The 20319-nt window shown below is 73.4% G+C and carries 18 protein-coding genes; 4 read left to right on the forward strand and 14 right to left on the reverse strand.

Going from position 1 to position 20319, the window contains the following annotated elements; translation table 11 throughout:
• Positions 1–72: 72 nt before the first annotated feature.
• From FHX74_RS03780 to FHX74_RS03820, 9 genes are all read right to left on the reverse strand, one after another.
• A complete protein-coding gene (locus FHX74_RS03780; RefSeq protein WP_182558698.1) occupies positions 73–2205 on the reverse strand; it encodes an efflux RND transporter periplasmic adaptor subunit in 2133 nt (710 codons plus the stop codon).
• Positions 2198–3061 (reverse strand): DUF5666 domain-containing protein, encoded by an 864-nt coding sequence (locus FHX74_RS03785; RefSeq protein WP_182558699.1) that lies wholly within the window; start codon positions 3059–3061, stop codon positions 2198–2200. The genes FHX74_RS03780 and FHX74_RS03785 overlap by 8 nt, the downstream gene beginning before the upstream one ends.
• A gap of 68 nt (positions 3062–3129) precedes the next feature.
• A complete protein-coding gene (locus FHX74_RS03790; protein ID WP_182558700.1) occupies positions 3130–4356 on the reverse strand; it encodes an ABC transporter permease in 1227 nt (408 codons plus the stop codon).
• A 7-nt stretch (positions 4357–4363) separates the two neighbouring features.
• Positions 4364–5110 carry an ABC transporter ATP-binding protein gene (locus FHX74_RS03795; RefSeq protein ID WP_220483526.1) on the reverse strand — a complete coding sequence of 249 codons (747 nt, stop codon included), beginning with the start codon at positions 5108–5110 and terminating at the stop codon, positions 4364–4366.
• Positions 5111–5112: 2 nt separating this feature from the next.
• On the reverse strand, positions 5113–6609 hold the full coding sequence (locus tag FHX74_RS03800) for an efflux RND transporter periplasmic adaptor subunit (RefSeq protein ID WP_182558701.1): 1497 nt from the start codon (positions 6607–6609) through the stop codon (positions 5113–5115).
• 169 nt (positions 6610–6778) lie between these two features.
• Positions 6779–7396 (reverse strand): TetR/AcrR family transcriptional regulator, encoded by a 618-nt coding sequence (locus tag FHX74_RS03805; protein WP_182558702.1) that lies wholly within the window; start codon positions 7394–7396, stop codon positions 6779–6781.
• Entirely contained in the window at positions 7396–8700 is a 1305-nt protein-coding gene (locus FHX74_RS03810; protein ID WP_220483409.1) for an FAD-dependent oxidoreductase, read from the reverse strand. The genes FHX74_RS03805 and FHX74_RS03810 overlap by 1 nt, the downstream gene beginning before the upstream one ends.
• 173 nt (positions 8701–8873) lie before the next feature.
• The gene (locus tag FHX74_RS20935; protein WP_182558703.1) at positions 8874–9953 is read right to left on the reverse strand and encodes a GNAT family N-acetyltransferase; all 1080 of its coding nucleotides are present in this window, start codon (positions 9951–9953) and stop codon (positions 8874–8876) included.
• Positions 9954–10083: 130 nt separating this feature from the next.
• A complete protein-coding gene (locus tag FHX74_RS03820; protein ID WP_182558704.1) occupies positions 10084–11364 on the reverse strand; it encodes a citrate synthase in 1281 nt (426 codons plus the stop codon).
• A gap of 325 nt (positions 11365–11689) precedes the next feature.
• Here FHX74_RS03820 and rplM point away from each other — a divergent pair, with 325 nt between their 5' ends.
• From rplM to glmM, 3 genes are all read left to right on the forward strand, one after another.
• Positions 11690–12133 (forward strand): 50S ribosomal protein L13, encoded by a 444-nt coding sequence (rplM, locus tag FHX74_RS03825; RefSeq protein ID WP_182558705.1) that lies wholly within the window; start codon positions 11690–11692, stop codon positions 12131–12133.
• 62 nt (positions 12134–12195) lie between these two features.
• Entirely contained in the window at positions 12196–12705 is a 510-nt protein-coding gene (gene rpsI / locus FHX74_RS03830; RefSeq protein ID WP_182558706.1) for a 30S ribosomal protein S9, read from the forward strand.
• A gap of 26 nt (positions 12706–12731) precedes the next feature.
• The gene (gene glmM, locus FHX74_RS03835; protein ID WP_182558707.1) at positions 12732–14084 is read left to right on the forward strand and encodes a phosphoglucosamine mutase; all 1353 of its coding nucleotides are present in this window, start codon (positions 12732–12734) and stop codon (positions 14082–14084) included.
• Between the two features lie 3 nt (positions 14085–14087).
• Here the strand turns inward: glmM and FHX74_RS03840 are convergent, their stop codons facing one another.
• The 4 genes from FHX74_RS03840 to FHX74_RS03855 all read right to left on the reverse strand — a co-directional run bounded on the left by FHX74_RS03840 (position 14088) and on the right by FHX74_RS03855 (position 18532).
• The gene (locus FHX74_RS03840) at positions 14088–14279 is read right to left on the reverse strand and encodes a hypothetical protein (RefSeq protein WP_182558708.1); all 192 of its coding nucleotides are present in this window, start codon (positions 14277–14279) and stop codon (positions 14088–14090) included.
• Between the two features lie 68 nt (positions 14280–14347).
• Positions 14348–14983 (reverse strand): hypothetical protein, encoded by a 636-nt coding sequence (locus tag FHX74_RS03845; protein ID WP_182558709.1) that lies wholly within the window; start codon positions 14981–14983, stop codon positions 14348–14350.
• Positions 14973–15515: a pyruvoyl-dependent arginine decarboxylase gene (locus tag FHX74_RS03850; protein ID WP_182558710.1), complete on the reverse strand. Its 543-nt coding sequence runs from the start codon at positions 15513–15515 to the stop codon at positions 14973–14975. The genes FHX74_RS03845 and FHX74_RS03850 overlap by 11 nt, the downstream gene beginning before the upstream one ends.
• A 125-nt stretch (positions 15516–15640) precedes the next feature.
• Positions 15641–18532: a response regulator gene (locus FHX74_RS03855; RefSeq protein WP_182558711.1), complete on the reverse strand. Its 2892-nt coding sequence runs from the start codon at positions 18530–18532 to the stop codon at positions 15641–15643.
• Positions 18533–19082: 550 nt separating this feature from the next.
• On the opposite strand from FHX74_RS03855, the gene FHX74_RS03860 reads away from it, so the two are divergent.
• Positions 19083–19511: a response regulator gene (locus tag FHX74_RS03860; RefSeq protein ID WP_182558712.1), complete on the forward strand. Its 429-nt coding sequence runs from the start codon at positions 19083–19085 to the stop codon at positions 19509–19511.
• A gap of 55 nt (positions 19512–19566) precedes the next feature.
• Here FHX74_RS03860 and FHX74_RS03865 read toward each other — a convergent pair whose 3' ends face one another.
• Positions 19567–20265 (reverse strand): hypothetical protein, encoded by a 699-nt coding sequence (locus tag FHX74_RS03865; protein WP_182558713.1) that lies wholly within the window; start codon positions 20263–20265, stop codon positions 19567–19569.
• Between the last annotated feature and the right edge of the window lie 54 nt (positions 20266–20319).

Below are 20319 nucleotides of genomic sequence, written 5' to 3' on the forward strand. Positions count from 1 at the left end.
GGCGTCGGTCGGGGACGCGGCCACCGTAGGTGCCGGTCGCACGCAACCGAAGCGTCCGGCTATGGAACCCGGTCAGCGTCCGGGCGGCGCGCCACCTCCTCCTCCCGACGTCCGGCCGGCACCGCCGCCGAATCCACCGCCCCCGAGACCAGCGCCCCCGAAACCACCGCCCCCGATGCCGTCACCCGAGAACCGGCGCGTGCTCGACGTGGTGACGCTGGGCAGCGCCTCGGTGGTGTCGGCGAGCACCACGGTCTGGCCGGCGGTGAGGCCCGCCGTGACGGCCGCTGTCGAGCCCCCGACCGCGCCCACCTGGACCCGGACGCGACGGACGGTCCCGGCGTCGAGCACCTCGACGGTGCCCATAGTCGTGGTCGACCCCGCGAGCGTCAGGGCCGAGACGGGGACGGTGACCGCGTCGGTCGCGGTTCCGACGGTGATCACGGCCGTGGCCGTCGACCCGGGGGTCAGCGTGCCGCCGGGGTCGGGGACCGTCACCGTGACCGGATAGCTGACGGTCGAGCTCGTACCGGTGCTGGGCAGGATCCCGATCGCCGTCACCCACCCGCTGGAGGTCGGTCCGGCGGCCACCGAGACGGCGGCCCGCTGGCCCACCTTGATCGCAGCGATCGAGGTCTGGGGGACCTCGAGAGTCGCCTGGAGCGAGCCGTCACCGACGACGGTGATCGCCTCCGCGGTGGTCATCCGGTCTCCGGCCGCGAAGGGCACGGCGCTCACCGTCCCGGAGATCGGAGCGGTCAGCGTGGCGTTCTGCTGCTGGGTGACCGCCGTGGCGAGCGCGAGCTGGTCCTGGTCGACGACCGCCTCGGCGCTGGCCACGCTGGTCGCGCCCCGGGTGCCGGCGGTCCCGCCGGCCCCGCTGCCGGCCCCGCTGCCGGTGCCACCGGCCCCGGTGGCGGTGGTGGTCGCGCGCGGCGAGCCGTGGTCGGAGCCGGAACGATCGGTCCCGCTGCCGCCGGCCGACCCCTGGCCGGTCGTCCCTCCGGTCGGGTGCGACGCGCTCCCGGAGCCGGTGGTCGCGCCCCCGCTGGTCGATCCGGTCGCCGGGCCGGCCGCCTGCTGGGCCTTGGTGAGCGTCGCCAGATCCCGCTCGACCGTCGCCTGGGCGCCCGCCGACGCGGTCTGGGCGCGGAGCGCGGCGCCCAGCGTGGTCACGCACCGCGTCAGCTGCTCCTGACTCGGCCGGCCCGAACCGGTCCCGGTGGAGGGAGGACCGCTCGGAGCGGGCGAGCCCGTGGGGCCGGGCGAGCCGGTGGCGCTAGCGCTCGGCGCACTGCTCCCGGGCGTCCCGGCGGTGCTGGATGTCGTGCTGGGGCCGGCGGTCGGGCTCGCACTGGAGGTCGGGCTCGGGGTGGGGGTGCCGGGGGACGGCGGGGTCGACGCCGACGGTGTGCTCGACGCTGACGGTGTGCTCGGGCCGGCGCTGCTGCTCGGACCGGTAGGGCCGCTGGTGCTGCTCCCGGCGCTCCCCACCACGGGCTGGCACGCGGCGTCGGCGCTGTTCTGGGCGGTGGCCGCGGCCGCGGTCAGCCCGGCCAGCCGGTGCTGGTCGGCGGTCAGCCGCTGCTCGGCCTCGCGCAGCGTCCGGGCGGCCCGCTGCTGCGCCGCGCTCGACGCGCTGCCGGGCTTGCCGGTCGAGGGCGCCGAGGGCGTCGTCGAGCCGGACGCGCCGCGGCCGGGGGAGGTCCTGCCGCTGCCCGTTCCGGCGGCTGCCGACCCGGAGGAGCTCCTGGTCGCCGGTGCGCTGGACGGGGCACTGGCGGAGGCGCTGGCTGCGGCACTGGCTGCGGTCTCGGCGGTGCTGACCGACTGCTCGGCGGCGGCGAGGTCGGCCCGGGCCTGGGCGACCGCCAGGTCGAGCGCGGCCGAGTCCATGGTCGCCAGGGTGTCGCCGGCCCGGACCCGGTCGCCCACCGCGACGTCCACCGTGTCCACGGTCCCCGCGGTGGGGAAGTGCACCGACGCGTTGGTCGACCGCACGAGCGTCCCGTCGGCCGCGACGGTCGAGGTCACCGAACCGGTCCGGGCCACCGTGGTCACCCAGCGGTCCGCCGCGGAGCTCGCCGCCTGGGCCGACCGGACGCCGAACACGGTGCCGACGGCCAGCAGCGCGACGGCCGGGACGGCGATCCGGACGGCCAGCCGCTGCCGACGCCGGCGAGCCGCCGCGCGCGGGTCAGCCACGGTGGCCGAACCCGGGGGAGCACGTCCCGTCGACCGGGGCGGACAGGGTGATCCGGGTGGCTGTCATCGCCCCGGTGCTGTCGGTCGATCCCTGGGCCTCGGCGCACCGGCCGACCTTCGCCGCCGAGCCGCTCACCGTCTTCCGGGTGGTGTACCGGGTGCTGCTGCCGGTGGCGACCGTCACCGTGCGGTCCGCCGACGCGGAGCCGCTGCTGGTCGGGGCCGTCACGCGGACCGTGAAGCCGTTCGCGTCGGTCGCGGTCACGGTCCCGTTCAGCATCCGGGCGAAGCCACCGGGCACCCCGCCGGGGCGGGAGCTGGGTCGGCCGCTGGGCGCCTCGCTCGGCCGGCCTCCGAACCCGGTCCGACCACCGAACGCCGCGGCGGCGCACCCGTCCTTGGTCGTCGGGAGCACCGTGACCAGGGTGGCGGTGACGGTCCCCACCGGTCCCGTCCCGGCCGACCCCGACGGCGCCGCGGTGGCCGGTGCGGACGGTGAGCCCGGCCCGGACCCCGATCGCACCTGCACGCAGCTGCCGGTCCGGACCGCCGCGGCGGTGCCGGCGACGTCCTCGCTGAAGGTCGTCTTCGCGTTCCAGGTCACCGCGGTCTGCGCGCCGTCGCCCTGCACCTGGAGCGTCCTGCCGTCGACCGCGGCGATCTGACCGACCACCCCGGGACGCCGGTCGCCAAAGGCGCCGCCGCCCGGCGCCGCGTTCCCGCCGGGGTACGCACCGCCCTGGACGCCGGAGGCGGCCGGGGTGGTGGACGAACAGCCCGCGAGCAGGGTGGCGCCGATCGCCCCGGCGACGACGAGCCGAGCGGTCCGCGCGGACCGGTGTGCGGATCTGATCATGGAAGCTCCTGGACGGGACCGGTGGTCAGTGGGGCGACGAAGACTGCGAGCAGAGCCGGCACGGCCGCTCACTCGCGGCGCAACGCGTCGATGGGAGCCAGCCGGGCGGCCCGGCCGGCGGGGTAGACCCCGGCGACCAGACCGACGGCGAGCGCCACCGCGAGCGCACCGGCCGAGGCCCAGGCCGACAACGTCACCGGCTGGCCGAGGACCCGTGGGAGCAGCGCCGCGCCGAGGGCGCCGATGCCGAGGCCGAGCAGGCCGCCGGCCACCCCCAGGGCCGCCGCCTCGGCGAGGAACTGGCGCCGGATCACGGTCGGCGTGGCGCCGAGTGCCTTGCGCAACCCGATCTCGCGGGTCCGCTCGGAGACGGAGACCAGCATCACGTTCATCACGCCGATCCCGCCCACCAGCAACGAGATCCCCGCGATGCCGCCGAGCAGGATGGTCAGGGTCCTGGTCACCGAGGTGGCCGCGTTGACCAGCGACTGCTGGCTGGTGATCGAGAAGTCGGCGTCGTCGCCGGTGCCGATCCCGTGCCGGACGTCGAGCGCGGCCGTGGCCTCCTGGTAGGCCGCCGACAGCGTGGTCTCCGCGGTCGCCTCGAGGTAGATGGACGAGACCGTGGTGGCGCTGGTGCCGACGACGTCGGACGCGGTGGTCCAGGGCAGCAGGGCCTCGTCGTCCTCCGAGGTGGTGGACGACGACCCGGCTGCCGCCAGCACCCCGATCACCGTGAACTGGCTGCCGTTGATGGCGACCTGTTGTCCGACCGGGCTGGAACCGGCGAAGAGCTCGTCGGCGGTGTCGGCCCCGAGCACCACCACCTTGCTGCGATCGGTCACGTCGGCGGCGGTCAGCCAGCGGCCGGACGCCGTCGTCCGGGCCCGCACGGCCGCCCAGCTCGGAGTGGCCCCGATCACGCTGGTGGTCCAGGTGCTGGTCCCGGCCGTGAGGACCTGCGAGCTCTGGGTGACCGGAGCCACCGCGGCGACGTCCGGCGCGACGGCGCGGTCGGCCAGCGCGGCCGCGTCGGCCCGGGTCAACGTGGTGGCCGACCCGGCCCCGCCCCGCACGCCCCCGGTGCTGGTCGAGCTGCCGGGGGTGACCACCAGCAGGTTGCTGCCGAGCGCGCTGATCTGTTGTCTGACCGAGGTCTGGGCGCCCTGACCGAGCCCGACGGTCAGGCTGACCGACGCGATCCCGATCATGATCCCGAGCACGGTCAGACCCGACCGGAGCCGGTTGAGCCGGACCGCCTCGAGCGCGATCCGCAGCGTCTCGCGCCACCTCATCGGGTGATCACCGGACCCCTGCCGCGGCCGCGTGGGCCGGGCGCGGCGCCGCCGGTTCGCGCTGGTCGTCGAGCACTCGGCCGTCGCGGACGTGCACCACGCGGTCGGCCCGGTCGGCGACCTCCTGCTCGTGGGTGATCAGCACGATCGTCCGGCCCCCGGCGTGCAGTTCGTCGAGCAGGTCGAGGACGTCAGCGGTCGAGACGGAGTCCAGGTTGCCGGTGGGCTCGTCGGCGAGGATCAGCGCGGGGTCGGTGACCAGCGCCCGGGCGATGGCCACCCGCTGCTGCTGGCCGCCGGAGAGCTGGCCGGGCTTGTGGTCCATCCGCTCGCCGAGCCCGACCCGGGTCAGCGCCGCCTCGGCCCGCGGTCGCCGGTCGGCCGGCCGCATCCCGGCGTAGCAGAGCGGCAGCTCGACGTTGCGCCACGCGCTGAGCGAGGGCAGCAGGTTGAACTGCTGGAAGACGAAGCCGATCCGTCGGTTGCGGACCTCGGCGAGCTCGTGCTCGTCGAGGTCGGCGACGTCCTCGCCGTCGAGCACGTAGCGCCCACGGCTGAGCGTGTCCAGGCAGCCGAGGATGTTCATCAGCGTCGACTTGCCCGAGCCCGACGGGCCCATGATCGCGACGTACTCGCCCTCGACCACCTGCAGGCTGACCCGGTCGAGGGCGTGCACCTCGAGCGTCCCGTTGCGGTAGGTCTTGCCGACCTCGTCGAGCTCGACGATCGGAGCCGGCCCGGTGACCGCTTCCATGATCATCCGCCCTGCCTGCCCTGGCCGTTGCCGTTCTGACCGGCCCCGTTCTGTCCCGACTGCCCGCCGCCGAACCCGCCCTCGCCGCCGAACCCGCCGCCCCCGAAACCGCCGCCCCCGAAACCGCCTCCGCCGAAACCTCCGGCGCGCCCGTAGCCGGCGCGGCCTGTGCCGGCAGCGCGGGCGGCGGTGAAGCCGGTGATCTCGATCCGGTCGCCGGCGCTGAGGCCCTTGGTGATCTGGGTGGTCTCGCCGAAGCTCTGTCCGAGGGTCACCGCGGTGACCCTCGGCGTGCCGTTCACCAGCTTGCGGACCGTCGTGGTCCCGCCGGTGGTGCTGATGGCCACGGTGGGCACCGCGATCGCGTCGGCGAGCTGCTGGACGGTGATGCTGACGTCGACGGCGGAGCCGGGCAGCAGGTCGCTGTGCTTCCCGGTGACGTCGATGGTCACCGGGAAGGTCCCGCTGCCGCCGCTCGAACCCCCGGAACCTCCCGAGCCCCCCGAGCCGCCGGTGGCGACCACCCCGACGGTGGCGACGGTGCCGAACACCGGGGTGGTCGAGCCGGTGGGGGTGATGGTGGCCTGCAGGCCCTTGGTGATCGAGCTCAGGTCGGCGTTGCTGACCGCGGTGTCGACGGTGAAGGTGCCGGTCGAGATCACCGTGATCGACTCGGCGGTCGAGGTCGAACCCGAGCCGGACCCGGTGGATCCTGTGCCGCCGGACGCCGTGCCGCTGCCGCCGCTCCCGTTGCCGCCCGATCCGCTGCCGCTCGATCCGTTCCCGGTCGAGCTGCTGCCCGAACCCCCGCCGGTCCCGCTGCCGGCGGACACCGTGTCGCCCTTGCTGATCCCCACCGCGGCCACCGTCCCGGAGAACGGGGCGGTCAGCGTGGCCGCCGTGCGGGCCTGCTCCGCGGCCGTGAGCTGGCTCTGCTTGAGGGCCAGGGCGGCCCGGTCGGAGGCGATGGTGGTGCTGGCGGCGTCGCCGTTCAGGTCGTTGTCGAGCGTGGTCTCGGCGTCGGTGACCGCCGCCTGCGCGGTGGTCACCGCGACGGCCAGGCTGGAGTCGTCGATCGTGGCCAGCCTCTGACCCTTGGTCACCCGGTCGCCGACCGCGACGTCGACCGCGGTGACCGTGCCGCCGGAGGAGAAGGAGAGGTCGGCCTGCCGGGCCGGCTCGAGCGTGCCGGTGGCGTCGACCGTCCGCTTCAGGGTCTGTGCGGTCACCGTGTAGGTGCGGGTGGTCGATGCGACGGTCTCCGCGGACTGGCGCCGGGACCAGGCGACGACCGCCCCGGCGACGATCAGCACCAGCACGAGCACGACCACCAGCACGATCACCAGCCGTCGCGACCCTCGCCGCGGACGCCCGGCGCTGCCCTCCGCCGACGGTGGTTCCGGATCCGGGGTGGGCTCGACGGCTCCCCGCGCCAGGGCGGAGTCGAGGGTGTCGATCCCGCGCGGGTGCGTCTCGTCGGCCCCGTCGGTGCGGTCCATCCGGTCTCCGTCCTCGGCCAGGCCGCGCCCGGGTGGGGGACGACGGACCTGCCGAGCCGCAGTCGACGGCCGGAGGATAGGGGTGGGCTGGGCCGGAGCTAGCAGTCGGCTGTGAACGGTCCGGCACCCAGCCGGCGCTCAGCGCGGCCCCGCGAGGGCTGCATCGTGGTCAGTCGAGCGGCCCGGCCAGATAACGCTGGACGGTGGGCGCGACCCCCCGGACCACCTCGGCCCGCGGCGCGGTCGCCAGCGGTCCGAGACCGAGCAGGTAGCGACCCATCACCAGACCGAGCAGCTGCGAGGCGGCCAGTGTGGCGCGCCACCGGGCCCGCTGCTCGTCGGGGTCGGTGCCCTCGGCCGGCACCACCCGGACCAGCGCCTCCACCACCACGGCGCGGACGGCCTCGAGGGTCCCGTCGTGCTCGAGTGCGGTCCGCAGCACCGAGCTGGCCGTCGGCCCGGCGGAGGCGTCCCAGAGCTCGAGCAGCCGCGTCACCAGCCGCTCGCCGAGCCCGTCCCGCGGCCCGGCGGCGGCGCGGGCGATCTCGGCGGCCGGACTGAACGGCAGGTCGAGCGTGGCCGAGAACAGCGCGTCCTTGCCGCCGAAGTGGTGGTTGATCATCGCCGGGTCGACCCCGGCCGCGGTGGCGATCCGGCGGACGGTGGCCCGCCGGTAGCCGAGGGCCGCGAACTCGGTGCGGGCGGCGTCGAGGATCGCGTCGCGGCTGCTCGCCGAGCCGGACCGGCGGCCGCGCCGCGACCCGGTGACCGGGGACCGGTCGGGCATCAGCCGACCGGCACCGGCGGGCGCCGGGCGAAGTCCGGCGCCTGCTCGGGACGGGGCCCGAAGGCGATCATCCGCGGCCCGATCAGCCGGAGAAACGGGAGGTGGCGGACCACCCACGGCGCCAGCCGGATCGCCGGTGAGGTCCGCCCGTTCAGCGTCGGCCCGAAGACGGTCCGGTCGAGCGCCAGCTGCATCCGCTGGATCACCACCGTCGGCAGCCGGCGGCGGCGCCGGACCCGGTCGAGTTCGTCGAGGGTGACGTCCCCGCGCAGCAGCGGGCCGCGCAGCAGGGTCGCGGCGGCGACCGCGTCCTGGACGGCGAGGTTGATCCCCACCCCGCCGATCGGGGACATCGCGTGCGCGGCGTCGCCGAGGCACAGCAGCCCCGGTCGGGCCCAGCGGCGCAGTCGGTCGACCTTGACGTCGAGGTGGTGCAGGTCGTCGACCGACCCGATCGCTCCGACCCGGTCGGCCAGGTCCGGACGCAGCCGCGCCACCCGGGCGCGGAACGCCTCGACGCCCTCGGCGCGGAGCCGGGCGTCGTCGCCCTTGGGGGCGAAGTAGGCGACCTGGTAATAGGTGGGGCGGGTGAAGCTCAGCATCGCCTCGCCGGGCGCGAACCGCGGCTCGAGGCTGCCCACCTGCTGCTGCTCCTCGGCGGTGCGGGGCAGCCGGAACCACCAGGTGTCGAAGCTGACGTCGAACCGGCGCGGAACCAGCCCGGCCCGTTCGCGGAGCACCGAGGAGCGTCCGTCGCAGGCGACCACCAGGTCGGCGAGGATCACGCCGCGCGCTCCCGCCGCGTCCCGGCCGCGGTCGTGCACCCGGACGCCGACCACCCGGCCACCGGCGTCGCGGACCAGGTCGGTCACCTCGGTGCTCATCCGGAGCGTGAAGGTCGGTTCGCGCTCGGCCGCCTCGACCAGCAGGGTCAGCAGGTCCCACTGCGGCACCATCGCCACGTGGTCGTACGGCGGCCGGAGGGTGGAGAAGTCGCCGAGGACGATCGAGCGGCCGTGGCGGTCGGGGAGCCGGAAGTTGCCGAGCCGGCTCTGCGGCAGCGCGCGGAACGCCTCACCCAGCCCGAGCTGGTCGAGCAGCCGGATGGTCGAGGCGTGCACGGTGTCGCCGCGGAAGTCGCGCAGGAAGTCGGCGTGCTTCTCGAGCACCGTCACCTGGACGCCGCCGCGGGCCAGCAGCAGCCCGAGCACCATGCCCGCCGGACCGCCGCCGGCGATCAGGCAGGTGGCGCGCTCGGCCCGGACGTCGGTGGCGTCGGTCGGGCGGTCGGCGGTCTCGGTCACGGTGTGCCTCGCTCGGTCGAATTCAACAGCTGTTGAAATTCAGGATGCGCCGAACGGTGGACGGTGTCCAGGGTGCGGGCGGAGACCTGCGTCACCGCGTCGGGTGCAGCAGCGCGCGCGGGCCGACGGACCGCGACGGCGAGTGACCCGACGGCTGCGGAGGGTGCTGCACGTCAGGCGGGCAGCAGCAGCGGGCGCGACCAGATCACCCAGAGCGGCCGGAACCCCTCGCGCGCCCAGAACGGTGCGGACAGCGGGTTGACCGTGCTGTGCGTGAGCAGCACCACCGCGGCCCCGTCCTCGGCCAGCCGGTCGTCGGCGGCCCGGGCGAGCCGGCGGCCCACCCCGGACCCGCGGGCCCCCGCGGTGACGCTCAGACAGTCGACGTAGCCGACCCGGTCGGCTGCGGCCAGCCCACCGACGTCGGCCTGGTCGGGCAGGTCGACGGCCACCAGGCCGACGGCGCTCCCGTCGCGGAGCGCCAGGATCCGGCTGCCGTCGTTGCGGCTGAGCGCGGCCGCCGCGGCGGCTCGGACCGCCCGCTCCACGCTCGAGCGCAGGTGCAGCCCGCCGAGCAGGTCGTCGTAGAAGAGCTCCTCGAGCTGGAGCGCGACGACCGCGTCGAGGTCGTCGAGCCGGGCCGGCCGGAGCTCGAGCCCGTCGTCGGGATCGGCCGGGCCGATGGTGGCCGTGGGAACCCCGGACCCGACGCCGTCGGCCCGCCGCGGTGCGCGAAGACGGGCGGCGACGACGGCCACCGGGGCGAAGCCGCGGCGGGTCAGGGCGGCCACCGCCTGGACGTCGCGGGCCGGCCAGGTGACCGTCAGGCCGGTGTCCGGTTGCGCCACCGGGTCGGCGAGCGCGGCGACCTCGGGGACCCACCGGTCGAGCAGGGCGGTCAGCGCGGCGGCCTGGTCGGTGCCGTCGACGGCGGCCCGGAGCCGGTGGCTCTCCAGCCAGTCGTAGTTCGCTGGCAGCGACGTCGGGTCCAGGCGCACGTGCCGCCAGCGTCCGGCGGCCGCCGAGTCGCCGGAACGCGCGGCCAGCAGCCGTCCGGGATCGGTGTCGGGCCGGTCGCCGACCGCCGGCTCGACCGGGGCGTCGGCAGGCCCGTCGAGCAGCTCGCGCGGGACGGGGAGCAGCGGGTCGAGCCGGGCCCACCGGCGGGCGTTCCCGCGGGCCAGCCGCGCGAAGGCCACGCTGCCGAGCCCCGCGGTACGGTCGCCGCCGGCCGGGGTGTCTCCGCTGCTCACGCCGGAAAACCTAGCGGCCGCCGCGTCCTCGCGGAGACGATCCCCGCAGATGCCGCGACCCGAGTGCCACCGGTTCGGCGGCACCCGGGTCGGGTGCGGGTTCGTGCTGGGGTCAGCGGGAGCGGCAGGCTCAGCGCTGCGCCATCGGGACGAAGTCCCGGGTGCGGTGGCCGGTGTAGATCTGCTTGGGCCGGGCGATCTTCTGCTCGGAGTCCGTGGTCAGCTCCTTCCACTGGGCCAGCCAGCCCGGGGTGCGGCCGATCGCGAAGAGCACGGTGAACATCTCCGGCGGGAAGGAGAGCGCCTCGTAGATCAGCCCGGAGTAGAAGTCGACGTTGGGGTAGAGCTTGCGCTTGACGAAGTACTCGTCCTCGAGGGCGATCTTCTCCAGCTCGAGCGCGATCTTGAGCAGCGGGTTGACCCCGGTGACCTCGAAGACGTCGTCGGCGGCCTTCTTGATGATCTTGGCGCGCGGGTCGTAGTTCTTGTAGACCCGGTGGCCGAAGCCCATCAGCTTCTCCTTGCCACCCTTGACGCCCTCGATGAAGTCGCCGATGTTGTCGGTGGTGCCGATCCGGCGCAGCATCTTGAGCACCTGCTCGTTGGCGCCGCCGTGCAGGGGTCCGTAGAGCGCACCGATGCCCGAGGCGAGCGCGGAGTAGGGGTCGACCTGCGAGGAGCCGACCGAGCGGACGGCGTTGGCCGAGCAGTTCTGTTCGTGGTCGGCGTGCAGGATGAACAGCACGTCGAGCGCCTTGACCAGCCGCTCGTCGGCGACGTACTTCCGCTCGCTCATCTTGAACAGCATGGCCAGGAAGTTCTCGACGTAGGACAGCTCGTTGTCCGGGTAGACGTAGGGCTGGCCCTTGCCGTGCCGGAACGCGAAGGCGCCGATGGTCGGCATCTTGGCGATCAGCCGGGCGATCTGGAGGTCGCGGTTGTCCGCGTCCTTGACGTCGTTGGCCTCCGGGTAGAACGTCGACAGCGCGCTCACCGCGGCCATCAGCATGCCCATCGGGTGGGCGTCGTAGCGGAAGCCCTGGAGCAGCGTCTTGAGGTTCTCGTGGACGAACGTGTGGTAGGTGATCTCGTGGGTCCAGGCCTCGAGCTCGCTCGCGTTCGGGAGCTCGCCCTGCAGCAGCAGGTAGGCGACCTCGAGGAACGTCGAAGACTCGGCGAGCTGCTCGATCGGGTAGCCCCGGTACTCGAGGATGCCGGCGTCGCCGTCGATGTAGGTGACCGAGCTCCGGCAGGAAGCCGTGTTGACGAAGCCGGGGTCGTAGGTGGCCAGTCCGGGCTCGCCGTCCAGGGCGATCTGCTTGAGGTCAGCCGCACGGATCGTGCCGTCGGTGATCTCGATCTCGTAGTCGCGACCGGTCCTGTTGTCGCGAATGCTGAGAGTGTCGGTCATGGGCTCAACGTACGCGGAGCGCGCGAACGGGAGCCAATCAGGTCCGTATGATTCCCGACACCCCGATTCCGACGCTGTAGGGCGCCCGCCGACGGGTCCGCGAGATGTCCGCGAGCGGTCGCTGCTGCGGCGTCCGGCCGCGTTTTGACCCCTCCGCGGTGCACGGGTAATCTGGTCCGCTGTTGCGCTCCGGCGTGCGCGTGTTCGCGCGCCCTCCGCGAAGTCCGTCAGGCAGGTCCGTCAGGCCCGGCCCCCAGGGCGGAGCGAGCGGCAACCCGAAGAGCAGGTCAAACCGAGCAGGTCGAGCAAGAGAGTGGTCGCACACGTGTCTACGTACAGCCCCAAGCCCGCCGACGTCACGCGGGACTGGCACGTCATCGACGCCGAGGACGTCGTCCTCGGCCGGCTGGCCGTCTCGGTCGCCACGCTGCTGCGCGGCAAGCACAAGGCGACCTACGCCCCGCACGTCGACGGCGGCGACTTCGTCGTCGTGGTCAACGCCTCGAAGATCGCGCTGACCGGCAGCAAGCGGACCGAGGCGCGGGCCTACCGCCACTCCGGCCGGCCGGGCGGGCTCAAGTCGGTCAGCTACGGCGAGCTGCTCGACAACGACCCGCGCAAGCTGGTCGAGAAGGCGGTCTGGGGCATGCTGCCGAAGAACCGGCTGAGCCGGAAGCTGATCCGCAAGCTCAAGGTCTACTCCGGCCCGGAGCACCCGCACGCCGCGCAGAAGCCGCAGACCTACGAGATCACCCAGCTGGCTCAGTGAGCCTGCGCCGCAGCCGAGCCCGCACCACCAGCCGAGCCTGAGAGCATCGAGGAACGAACGACGTGACTGACACCGTGACCGAGACCGACGCCCCGGCGCCGTTCACCGAGGGCGACCGCGAGATCGCCTACCGCTCCGAGGCCGGCGAGCGCTCGGCGGCTCCGAACGCCCGCCCGGCGGTCGTCACCCCCGCGGCGGCCACCGGCCGTCGCAAGGAGGCCGTCGCCCGCGTCCGGATCGCCCCCGGGTCGGGCAACTGGACGATCAACGGCCGCACCCTCGAGGAGTACTTCCCGAACAAGGTGCACCAGCAGCTGGTCTCCGAGCCGTTCGTGACCGCGGCCGTGCAGGGCTCCTACGACGTCATCGCCCGCATCCACGGCGGCGGGGTCAGCGGCCAGGCCGGCGCGCTCCGGCTCGGCGTGGCCCGCGCGCTCAACGACGCGGACGCCGAGGCCAGTCGCCCGGCGCTCAAGAAGGCCGGCATGCTGACCCGCGACGCGCGGATCAAGGAGCGCAAGAAGGCCGGTCTCAAGAAGGCGCGCAAGGCGCCGCAGTACAGCAAGCGCTGATCTCCCGGTCGGGGCGACGCTCAGCCATGGGTCGACTCTTCGGTACCGACGGCGTACGCGGCCGGGCCAACGTCGAGCTCACGGCGGAGCTGGCCCTCGAGCTGTCGGTGGCCGCCGCGCACGTGCTCGGCGAGGCCGGCGGCGTCACCGGACCACGACCCCGTGCGGTGGTCGGCCGCGATCCGCGGGCCTCGGGTGAGTTCCTCGAGTCCGCGGTGGTCGCCGGGCTGGCCAGCGCCGGGGTCGACGTGGTCCGGCTCGGGGTGGTGCCGACGCCAGGTGCGGCCTATCTGACCGGCAGCACCGGGGCGGACTTCGGCGTGATGATCTCCGCCAGCCACAACCCGATGCCCGACAACGGGATCAAGTTCTTCGCCCGTGGCGGCGAGAAGCTCGACGACGCGATCGAGGACGCTATCGAGGCGCGGCTCACCGAGACCTGGGAGCGGCCGGTGGGCGACCGGGTCGGCCGGGTCACCGACCGTCCCGAGCTGGTCGAGGACTACATCGCGCACCTGGTCTCCACCCTGGCGCACCCGGTCAGCCTGGACGGCATCACCGTGGTGGTCGACTGCGCGAACGGCGCCGCCTACCGGACCGCGCCGGGGGCGTTCGAGGTGCAGGGCGCCAAGGTGATCGCGATCCACGCCGATCCCGACGGGCTCAACATCAACGCCGACTGCGGCTCGACCCACATCGAGAGCCTGCAGGCCGCGGTCCGCGAGCACGGCGCCGACCTCGGGCTGGCGCTCGACGGCGACGCCGACCGGTGTCTCGCGGTCGACGCGGAGGGCACCCTCGTCGACGGCGACCAGATCATGGCCGTGCTCGCGGTGGCCATGCACGAGGCCGGCGAGCTGCCCGGTGACGTGGTGGTCGCGACCGTGATGAGCAACCTCGGCTTCAGCCTGGCGATGCGGGCGCAGGGCATCCAGGTCGTCCAGACCAAGGTCGGCGACCGCTATGTGCTCGAGGCGATGAAGGCCGGCGGGTACGCGCTGGGTGGCGAGCAGTCCGGGCACGTGGTGATGAGCGAGCACGCGACCACCGGCGACGGGGTGCTGACCGGCCTGCACCTGATGAGCCGGATGGCCTCGACCGGGTCGAGCCTGGCCGAGCTGGCGGGCGTGATGGAACGGCTGCCGCAGGTGCTGATCAACGTGCCCGGGGTGGACAAGAGCCGCGCGGCCACCGACCCCGAGCTGCAGGCCGCGGTGCACCGGGCCGAGCAGGAGCTGGGCGACGAGGGCCGGGTGCTGCTGCGGCCCTCGGGCACCGAGGCGCTGGTCCGGGTGATGGTGGAGGCCCGGTCGGCCGAGCAGGCCCGCGCGGTGGCCGACCAGCTCGCCACCGTGGTCAAGGACACCCTCGCGGTCTGACCGTCAGCCGCCGTTGAGCAGCTTCTGCAGGAACGGCAGGAACGCGATCCCGGCGACCAGGCCGATGATCGCGATCACCACGCTGACCACCAGCGAGAACAACAGGGCGCCGAACGCGGCGAAGAAGCCGATCTTGATGCAGGTGCCGGCGCCGATGGTGATCTTCTGCGGGCCGGTCGGGTACGGGTTGCTCATGCAGGCAACCTAGCCGCCGCGGTCGGTGACGGGTGCCGGGTCGGTGCGTCCGGGGTCGCTCTGCGGCGTCAGTCGGCGGGCGGGCCAGCCACGAGGAAGTCGGTGGTGAAGTAGTGCTGGCTGTCGACCTCGGCGAAGGCGGCCGGGTGACGACGGCCGACCACCGTCTCGATCCGATCGGCGAAGTTCAGCGTGGTGATGTTGAAGGCGCAGATGTCGTAGCCGACCACGCCGTCGGCGGCGGAGATCCGGTCGGTCACGACGTCCATCAGGCGGTGGAACACCCGGCTCGAGCGGAGTCCGGGGCGGACCAGGATGAACCCGAGATAGAAGATGGCGTCCCGCGCGGCGTGATCGGGGTAGCGCGCCGCGTAGAAGTGCGGGCTGATCCAGGGGACCGTGCTGAGGTCCTGGGTGAGCGTGGTCATTCCCGCTGCGCCGTCGTCGTCCCAGACCAGGTACTTGGTGACCCGGGGGTCGGTCATCTCCTCGCTGAACTCGTCGCGGTCGAGCACCTGGCGGGCGGCCGCCTCGGTGCGGAGCGGTCCGAAGGCGCCTTCGTACAGCCTCCAGTACGACTCCTCGTAGACCGGTTCGAGCGTGTCGTGCGCGGTGACGGTCAGCGGCCCGAACACCCAGTGGTCCAGCGCGCGCGCGTCGTCCGGGATCCGCGCCCGGCCACGTTCCTCGACCTCAGTGGTCATGCCCGTCCCAGCCCTGGGCGCTGTAGCTCGCGATCACCAGCGCGCACACCGGATGGTCCTCGCACACCGCCGAGGCCATCACCTTGCCGGCGGGGTGGTAGATCCCGCCCCGCCCGATCGACAGGTCCTCCAGCGTGAGGTCGAGGTCCGTGCTCACCTGCTGCTCGGAGAGACCGCTGTGCTCCACGAACAGGCCGGCTCCGCTGCCGTCCTCGCGGGTAGACCAGGCCACACCGGCCCACGCCTCGCTGTGGGGTGTGGAGGCGAAGGACTCGGCGTAGACGCAGTAGAGCCGGTCACCGTGGTCGCCGCGGAGCTGCTCGTGGCGCCCCACCTCGCTGACGATGCTGCCGGGCGGGATCACCGAGCTCAGCCGGATGAGGTTGAAGTCGGCGAGTCCCGCGTTCCGCAGCGCGGCGTCGAAGGCGGCGAGCCGGGTGCGCCCGGTCCCGACGCCGGTGCTGACCTTGATGACCAGTCCGGTCTGGGCGTTCGTCGCACGGCGTCGGGCGCTGTCGAGGGTGATGCTCATGCTGTCCTTCCTGGGTCATCCGGGGGCTCGGAGACGTTCGGGGCGGCGGATGGTCGACGCGTCGGATCAGGGCGGCACCACTGCTTCGCGGAGGCACACCGGGACCGACCGTCGCCGCTGGCCGCTCACGAGGCCGACCCCACGGTGGCGCGGCTGGCCGGCTCGCTGCCGCTCTCGAGGGCCAGCTCGATCAGCTCGAGCACCCGGTGCTCGAGCAGCTCCGGGTTCGCCCGCCCCTTGGTCAGGAAGATCGTGGTGCCGAGGCGGAGGTGGTCGCGCTCGCCGGCGGGAACGTCGTCGGCGCTGTAGACCACGACCGGCAGATCGGTCAGTCGCTGGTCGTCGCGCATGGCGTCGACCAGCTCCGCACCGTTGCCGTCGGGCAGGTGCAGGTCGAGGATCAGCACCCCGGGTCTGGCACCCTCGACCATGCGCAACGCCTGGCGCCGGTCACGCGCGTGGTCGACGACCAGGCCCCGGCGTTCGAGCAGCGTGGTGAGCACGCTGGCCAGGGCCTCGTCGTCCTCGACCAGCAGCACCCGTCCGGAGATCTGGTGCTCGGCGATGGCGCGGCCCAGCGCGCGGATCAGCCGCTCCTCGTCCACCGGCTTGGTGAGCCACTCGTCCGTGCGGCCGGCCAGGTCGAGGTCGCCGCCCGGCTCCAGCCCGGAGACCACCACCAGGGGGATGTCCCGGGTCCGTGGGTTGTCGCGCAGAGCGGAGATGACCTCCGACCCGCTGGTCCCGGCCATCAGCAGATCGACCAGGACCGCCGCGGGCAGCTGCTCCGAGGCCAGCTCGATCGCCTGGCGTCCGTTCTCGACCCCGATCGCCCGGTAGCCGTTCTTCTGCAGCATCGCGCAGAACACCTGCACGGTGGCCGGGTCGTCGTCGCAGACGATGATCGTCGGACCCTCGACCGCCTCGTCGGCCACGGCAGGCGCGAGCCGCGGGATGGTGAAGGAGAACTGGGTCCCGACGCCGACCTGGCTGTCGACCCAGATCTCACCGCCGTGCCGCTCGACGATGCTGCGGCTGATCGCCAGGCCGAGTCCGCTGCCGCCCTTCTCCCGGGCGTCGGACGAGTCGACCTGCTCGAACCGCCGGAAGACCCGATCGAGCTTGTCGGCGGGGATGCCGCGACCCTGGTCGCGGACGTGGAAGGTGACGAAGTCGCCCTCCGCCGACGTCTCGAGCTCGACCACCGAGTGCGCGTCGGAGAACTTGATGGCGTTGCCGAGCAGGTTCACCAGGGTCTGGACGACGCGGTCGCCGTCGGCCCAGACGACGCCGTCGTCCGAACCGATCACCAACCGGACACCTGCCTCGGACGCCAGCGCCTGCACCTGGTCGGTGGCCGTCCGGAGCAGGTCGGCGACCACGTGGCGGTCCATCTGCATCGGCATCGTCCCCGACTCGATCCGCTCGATGTCGAGGATGTCGTTGATCAGCCGGGTCAGCCGCTCGCTGCTGTCGAGGGCGATCTTGACCATCCGTTTGGCCGGCGCGGTGAGCTCGCCGAGGGCGCCGGCCGACAGCAGACCCAGCGAGCCGCGGATCGAGGTCAGCGGGGTGCGCAGCTCGTGACTCACCACCGAGACGAACTCGCTCTTCATCTTGTCGACCTCGCGACGCTGCGTCATGTCCCGGAAGACCACGACCGCTCCCTCGACCCGGTTGTTCGAGATCAGCGGACTCGCGGTCACCTCCACCGGGAACGGCTCGCCGTGCGGACCGAGGTAGCTGTCCTCCTCGCTGTTGGTGGTCGCACCGTGCCGGACCGCCTCGGCGATGTAGCAGGACTCGTAGGGGAAGGGCGTGCCGTCGGGCTGCGGGGCGTGAAAGAGGTCGTGGGCCCGCTGACCGATCAGCGCCGACGACGACTGGCCGAGCATCGAGGCGGCCGAGGGGTTCACGAAGGTGATCACGCCGTCCGGATCCACGCCGTAGATCCCGTCGCCGACCGAGGTCAGCATCGTCTCGCTCCGGCGGGTCAGGTCCTCCAGCTGGCTGGTGCGCTCCCTGACCCGGGCTTCGAGGTCGCGTCTCAGGCTCTCGTTGTCCGCGATCAGGAGACCCTGGCGCAGCGTCACCGCCAGCAGCACGATCACCCAGACGATCGAGGTGAGCAGGCTGTTGTTGCTCGGGTCGAGGAACGCCACCCGGCAGAACGCGGCGATCAGGAAGGCGCCGAAGACGACGCTGCTGCTCACCAACGGCGGGGTCGCCGCGGCCTCGCTGGTCCGCGCGTCGTCACCGACCGCGTACCGCGCAGCCAGGCCGAGCGCCGCGTACCCCGCCATCCACCCGACGTCGAGGGGACCGCCGAAGGCGAAGTCGTTGTTGGCGGCCAGGGACGCCCGGATCAGGTCGGTGACCGAGTAGCAGAATCCGCCGGCGGAGACGAGCAGCAGGACGGTCCGGTCGGCCCGGTTCCCACGCAGCACGAGCATCGCCGCGAGCGTGCAGAGGATGACCTCGATCACCACCAGCACGAGCGAGGCGGTGCTGGCTCCGGAGTCGGCCTCCGGCGCTGCGAGCAGCTGCGGAACCACCGTCACCCCGACGATCGACAGCAGCGAGGCGCCGATCACCAGGCCGTCGAAGAGGATCCGGACGAGGTCCAGTCCGCGGCGCGGGACCGACGGGAAGCTGATCACCAGGGCGATCGCCAGGATCACGGCGATGGCGAAGAAGACGTTCGACCCGGCGGGCTCGGGACGGTTGTTGAGGTGTGCCTCGAACACCCAGATGTTGCCGGCCATGGCCGACAGCCCGCCGCTGGCCATGAGGATCCAGGTGCGGCGGCGGTGCCCGTGGGTCGACCGCACCCGGAACGCGCCGCTGACGGCCGCGAAGAGCCCCGCGACGATCAGACCGAGATCGCTGACCGTCCGGCGCACCGTGAACGGGAGACCGCTGCTGAGGGTGATCAGCAGGCTCGCGAGCACGAAGGCGACGACGATGCAGAGGTAGAGGAAGCCGTGGTTGCGTCGCGCGGACAACGTCTGCGCCATGGGGGAGCCGGACCTTTCTGCTGGCATCGTGCGCGTGCTCGGCAGCAACTTCTCGGTTCGGGACGGGCGCGTGCCGGGAGGGCACGTCGTTCCGTCCTGACCTTCCCGATCCTGCCGACCGGCGGCTTCCCCCGAAAAGCCTGTCTGGATGCTACGCCCCCGGGACCGCCGACGACGACACGCGCGGACCGGCGCCTGCGGGCGAACGGCCTGGTGAGAGCCGGGCGACCGTCGAGATCGCCCCTCGTCAACGGCCGGACACGGACTTGCCCGAGGTCGATGCGGGGCTACCATGAACGCGCGGAGGCGATGGCGGGGGCCGCGCCGGACGTGATCAACAGAACGCAGTGCCTCCACGGTGCGTCGACCGGAGCAGCGGGTCGGTGACGGTGGCGGCAGACCGGCGACGCGGTTGCTCCACCGACGTCGCACCCCGACGAGGAGATGACGTGGCCAGGCGCCCTGCCCCCGCAAACTCCGCCCCCCTGACCGGGGGCCCCACCCTTCCCACCGGCACCGCGGTCCCGGCTTCCCGTCCCCGGAGTGCCCGGTGAACCGCCGGGTGCTGCTGGTCGACGACGACGACCTGATCCGCGAGGTGGCCACCGCCGCGCTCGAGCTGGTGGCCGGTTGGACCGTGCTGACCGCCTCCAGCGGTGCGCAGGCCATCGAGGTGGCCCGCCGCGAGCAGCCGGACGCCATCCTGATGGACGTGATGATGCCCGGGATGGACGGGCCGACGGCGGTCGTCGAGCTCCAGGACGACCAGCTGACCAAGGACATCCCGACGATCCTGCTGACCGCGAAGGTGCAGCCCGGCGACCGGCGGAACTTCCAGCAGCTCCCGCTGGCCGGGGTGATCACCAAGCCGTTCGACCCGATGACGCTGGCCACCACGGTCCGGCACCTGCTCGGCTGGCGGGAGCCGACCGAGGCCGACCGGGCCGCCGCCGGGCGCACCGGCACCGCCCGCGGCTGAGTCCTCGCGGGCGGGCTCAGGTCCGCCCAGGCCGGCGCAGAGCCGGCTCGGGCGGTCAGGAGAGCGGCACGGTGAGCTGGTCGGACGCCGTCTGCCGGGCGTAGTCCTTCGAGCCCGGTGCGGTCTGCACCAGCACGTCGTAGGTGAGCATGATCGTCACGCTGGTGGCGTCGGTCGACACCGCCGGAAGCTGGAACACCTGGCTGTAGCTGTAGGGGTTGCGGATCACGTAGCCCGGGTTGCTGGTCGCCTTGTCCACCACCGGCGCCGGCCCGTCGAGCGCACCGCCCGCCCCGTACGGCGTCACCACCGCAGTCGCCTTGTCGAGGTAGACCTTCTGCGACGCCGGCGCGTTCAGCCGCCCGGTCAGCGACAGGTTGAGCGGCTTGACCACCCCGGGCGCCCACTGCACCAGCGGCAGCGTGCTCCAGTAGCGCACGGTGACCTGGACCGCGCCCGCGGTCAGCTGGTGGGTGATCGACCCCTCCGCCAGGTCGTTGACCATCGACGGCGTCGGGCTGGCGCTCGGGCTCGCGCTGGCCGCGGTCGGGCTGGCCGAGGCGCTCGTCGGGGACGCGGACGCCGTCCCGGTGCCGGCGGCCGGCGAGGCGGCCGAGCCCTCCTTCCACGGCGGCGTGCCACAGCCCGCCAGCAGCAGCACCGAGGCGCCGAGGGCCAGCGCGACCGGACGACGACCGGTCCGGCGACGCGGTGGGGTGGCGCCGGGACGCGGCGTCGGGGCGGAGGTGGTCACGAGCACTCCCTGGGGGGTCGGGAAGCGGACCGGACCGGCGGTCCGTTCGGGGGG

The organism is Microlunatus kandeliicorticis (genome assembly GCF_014137855.1).
Taxonomy (GTDB): domain Bacteria; phylum Actinomycetota; class Actinomycetes; order Propionibacteriales; family Propionibacteriaceae; genus Microlunatus; species Microlunatus kandeliicorticis.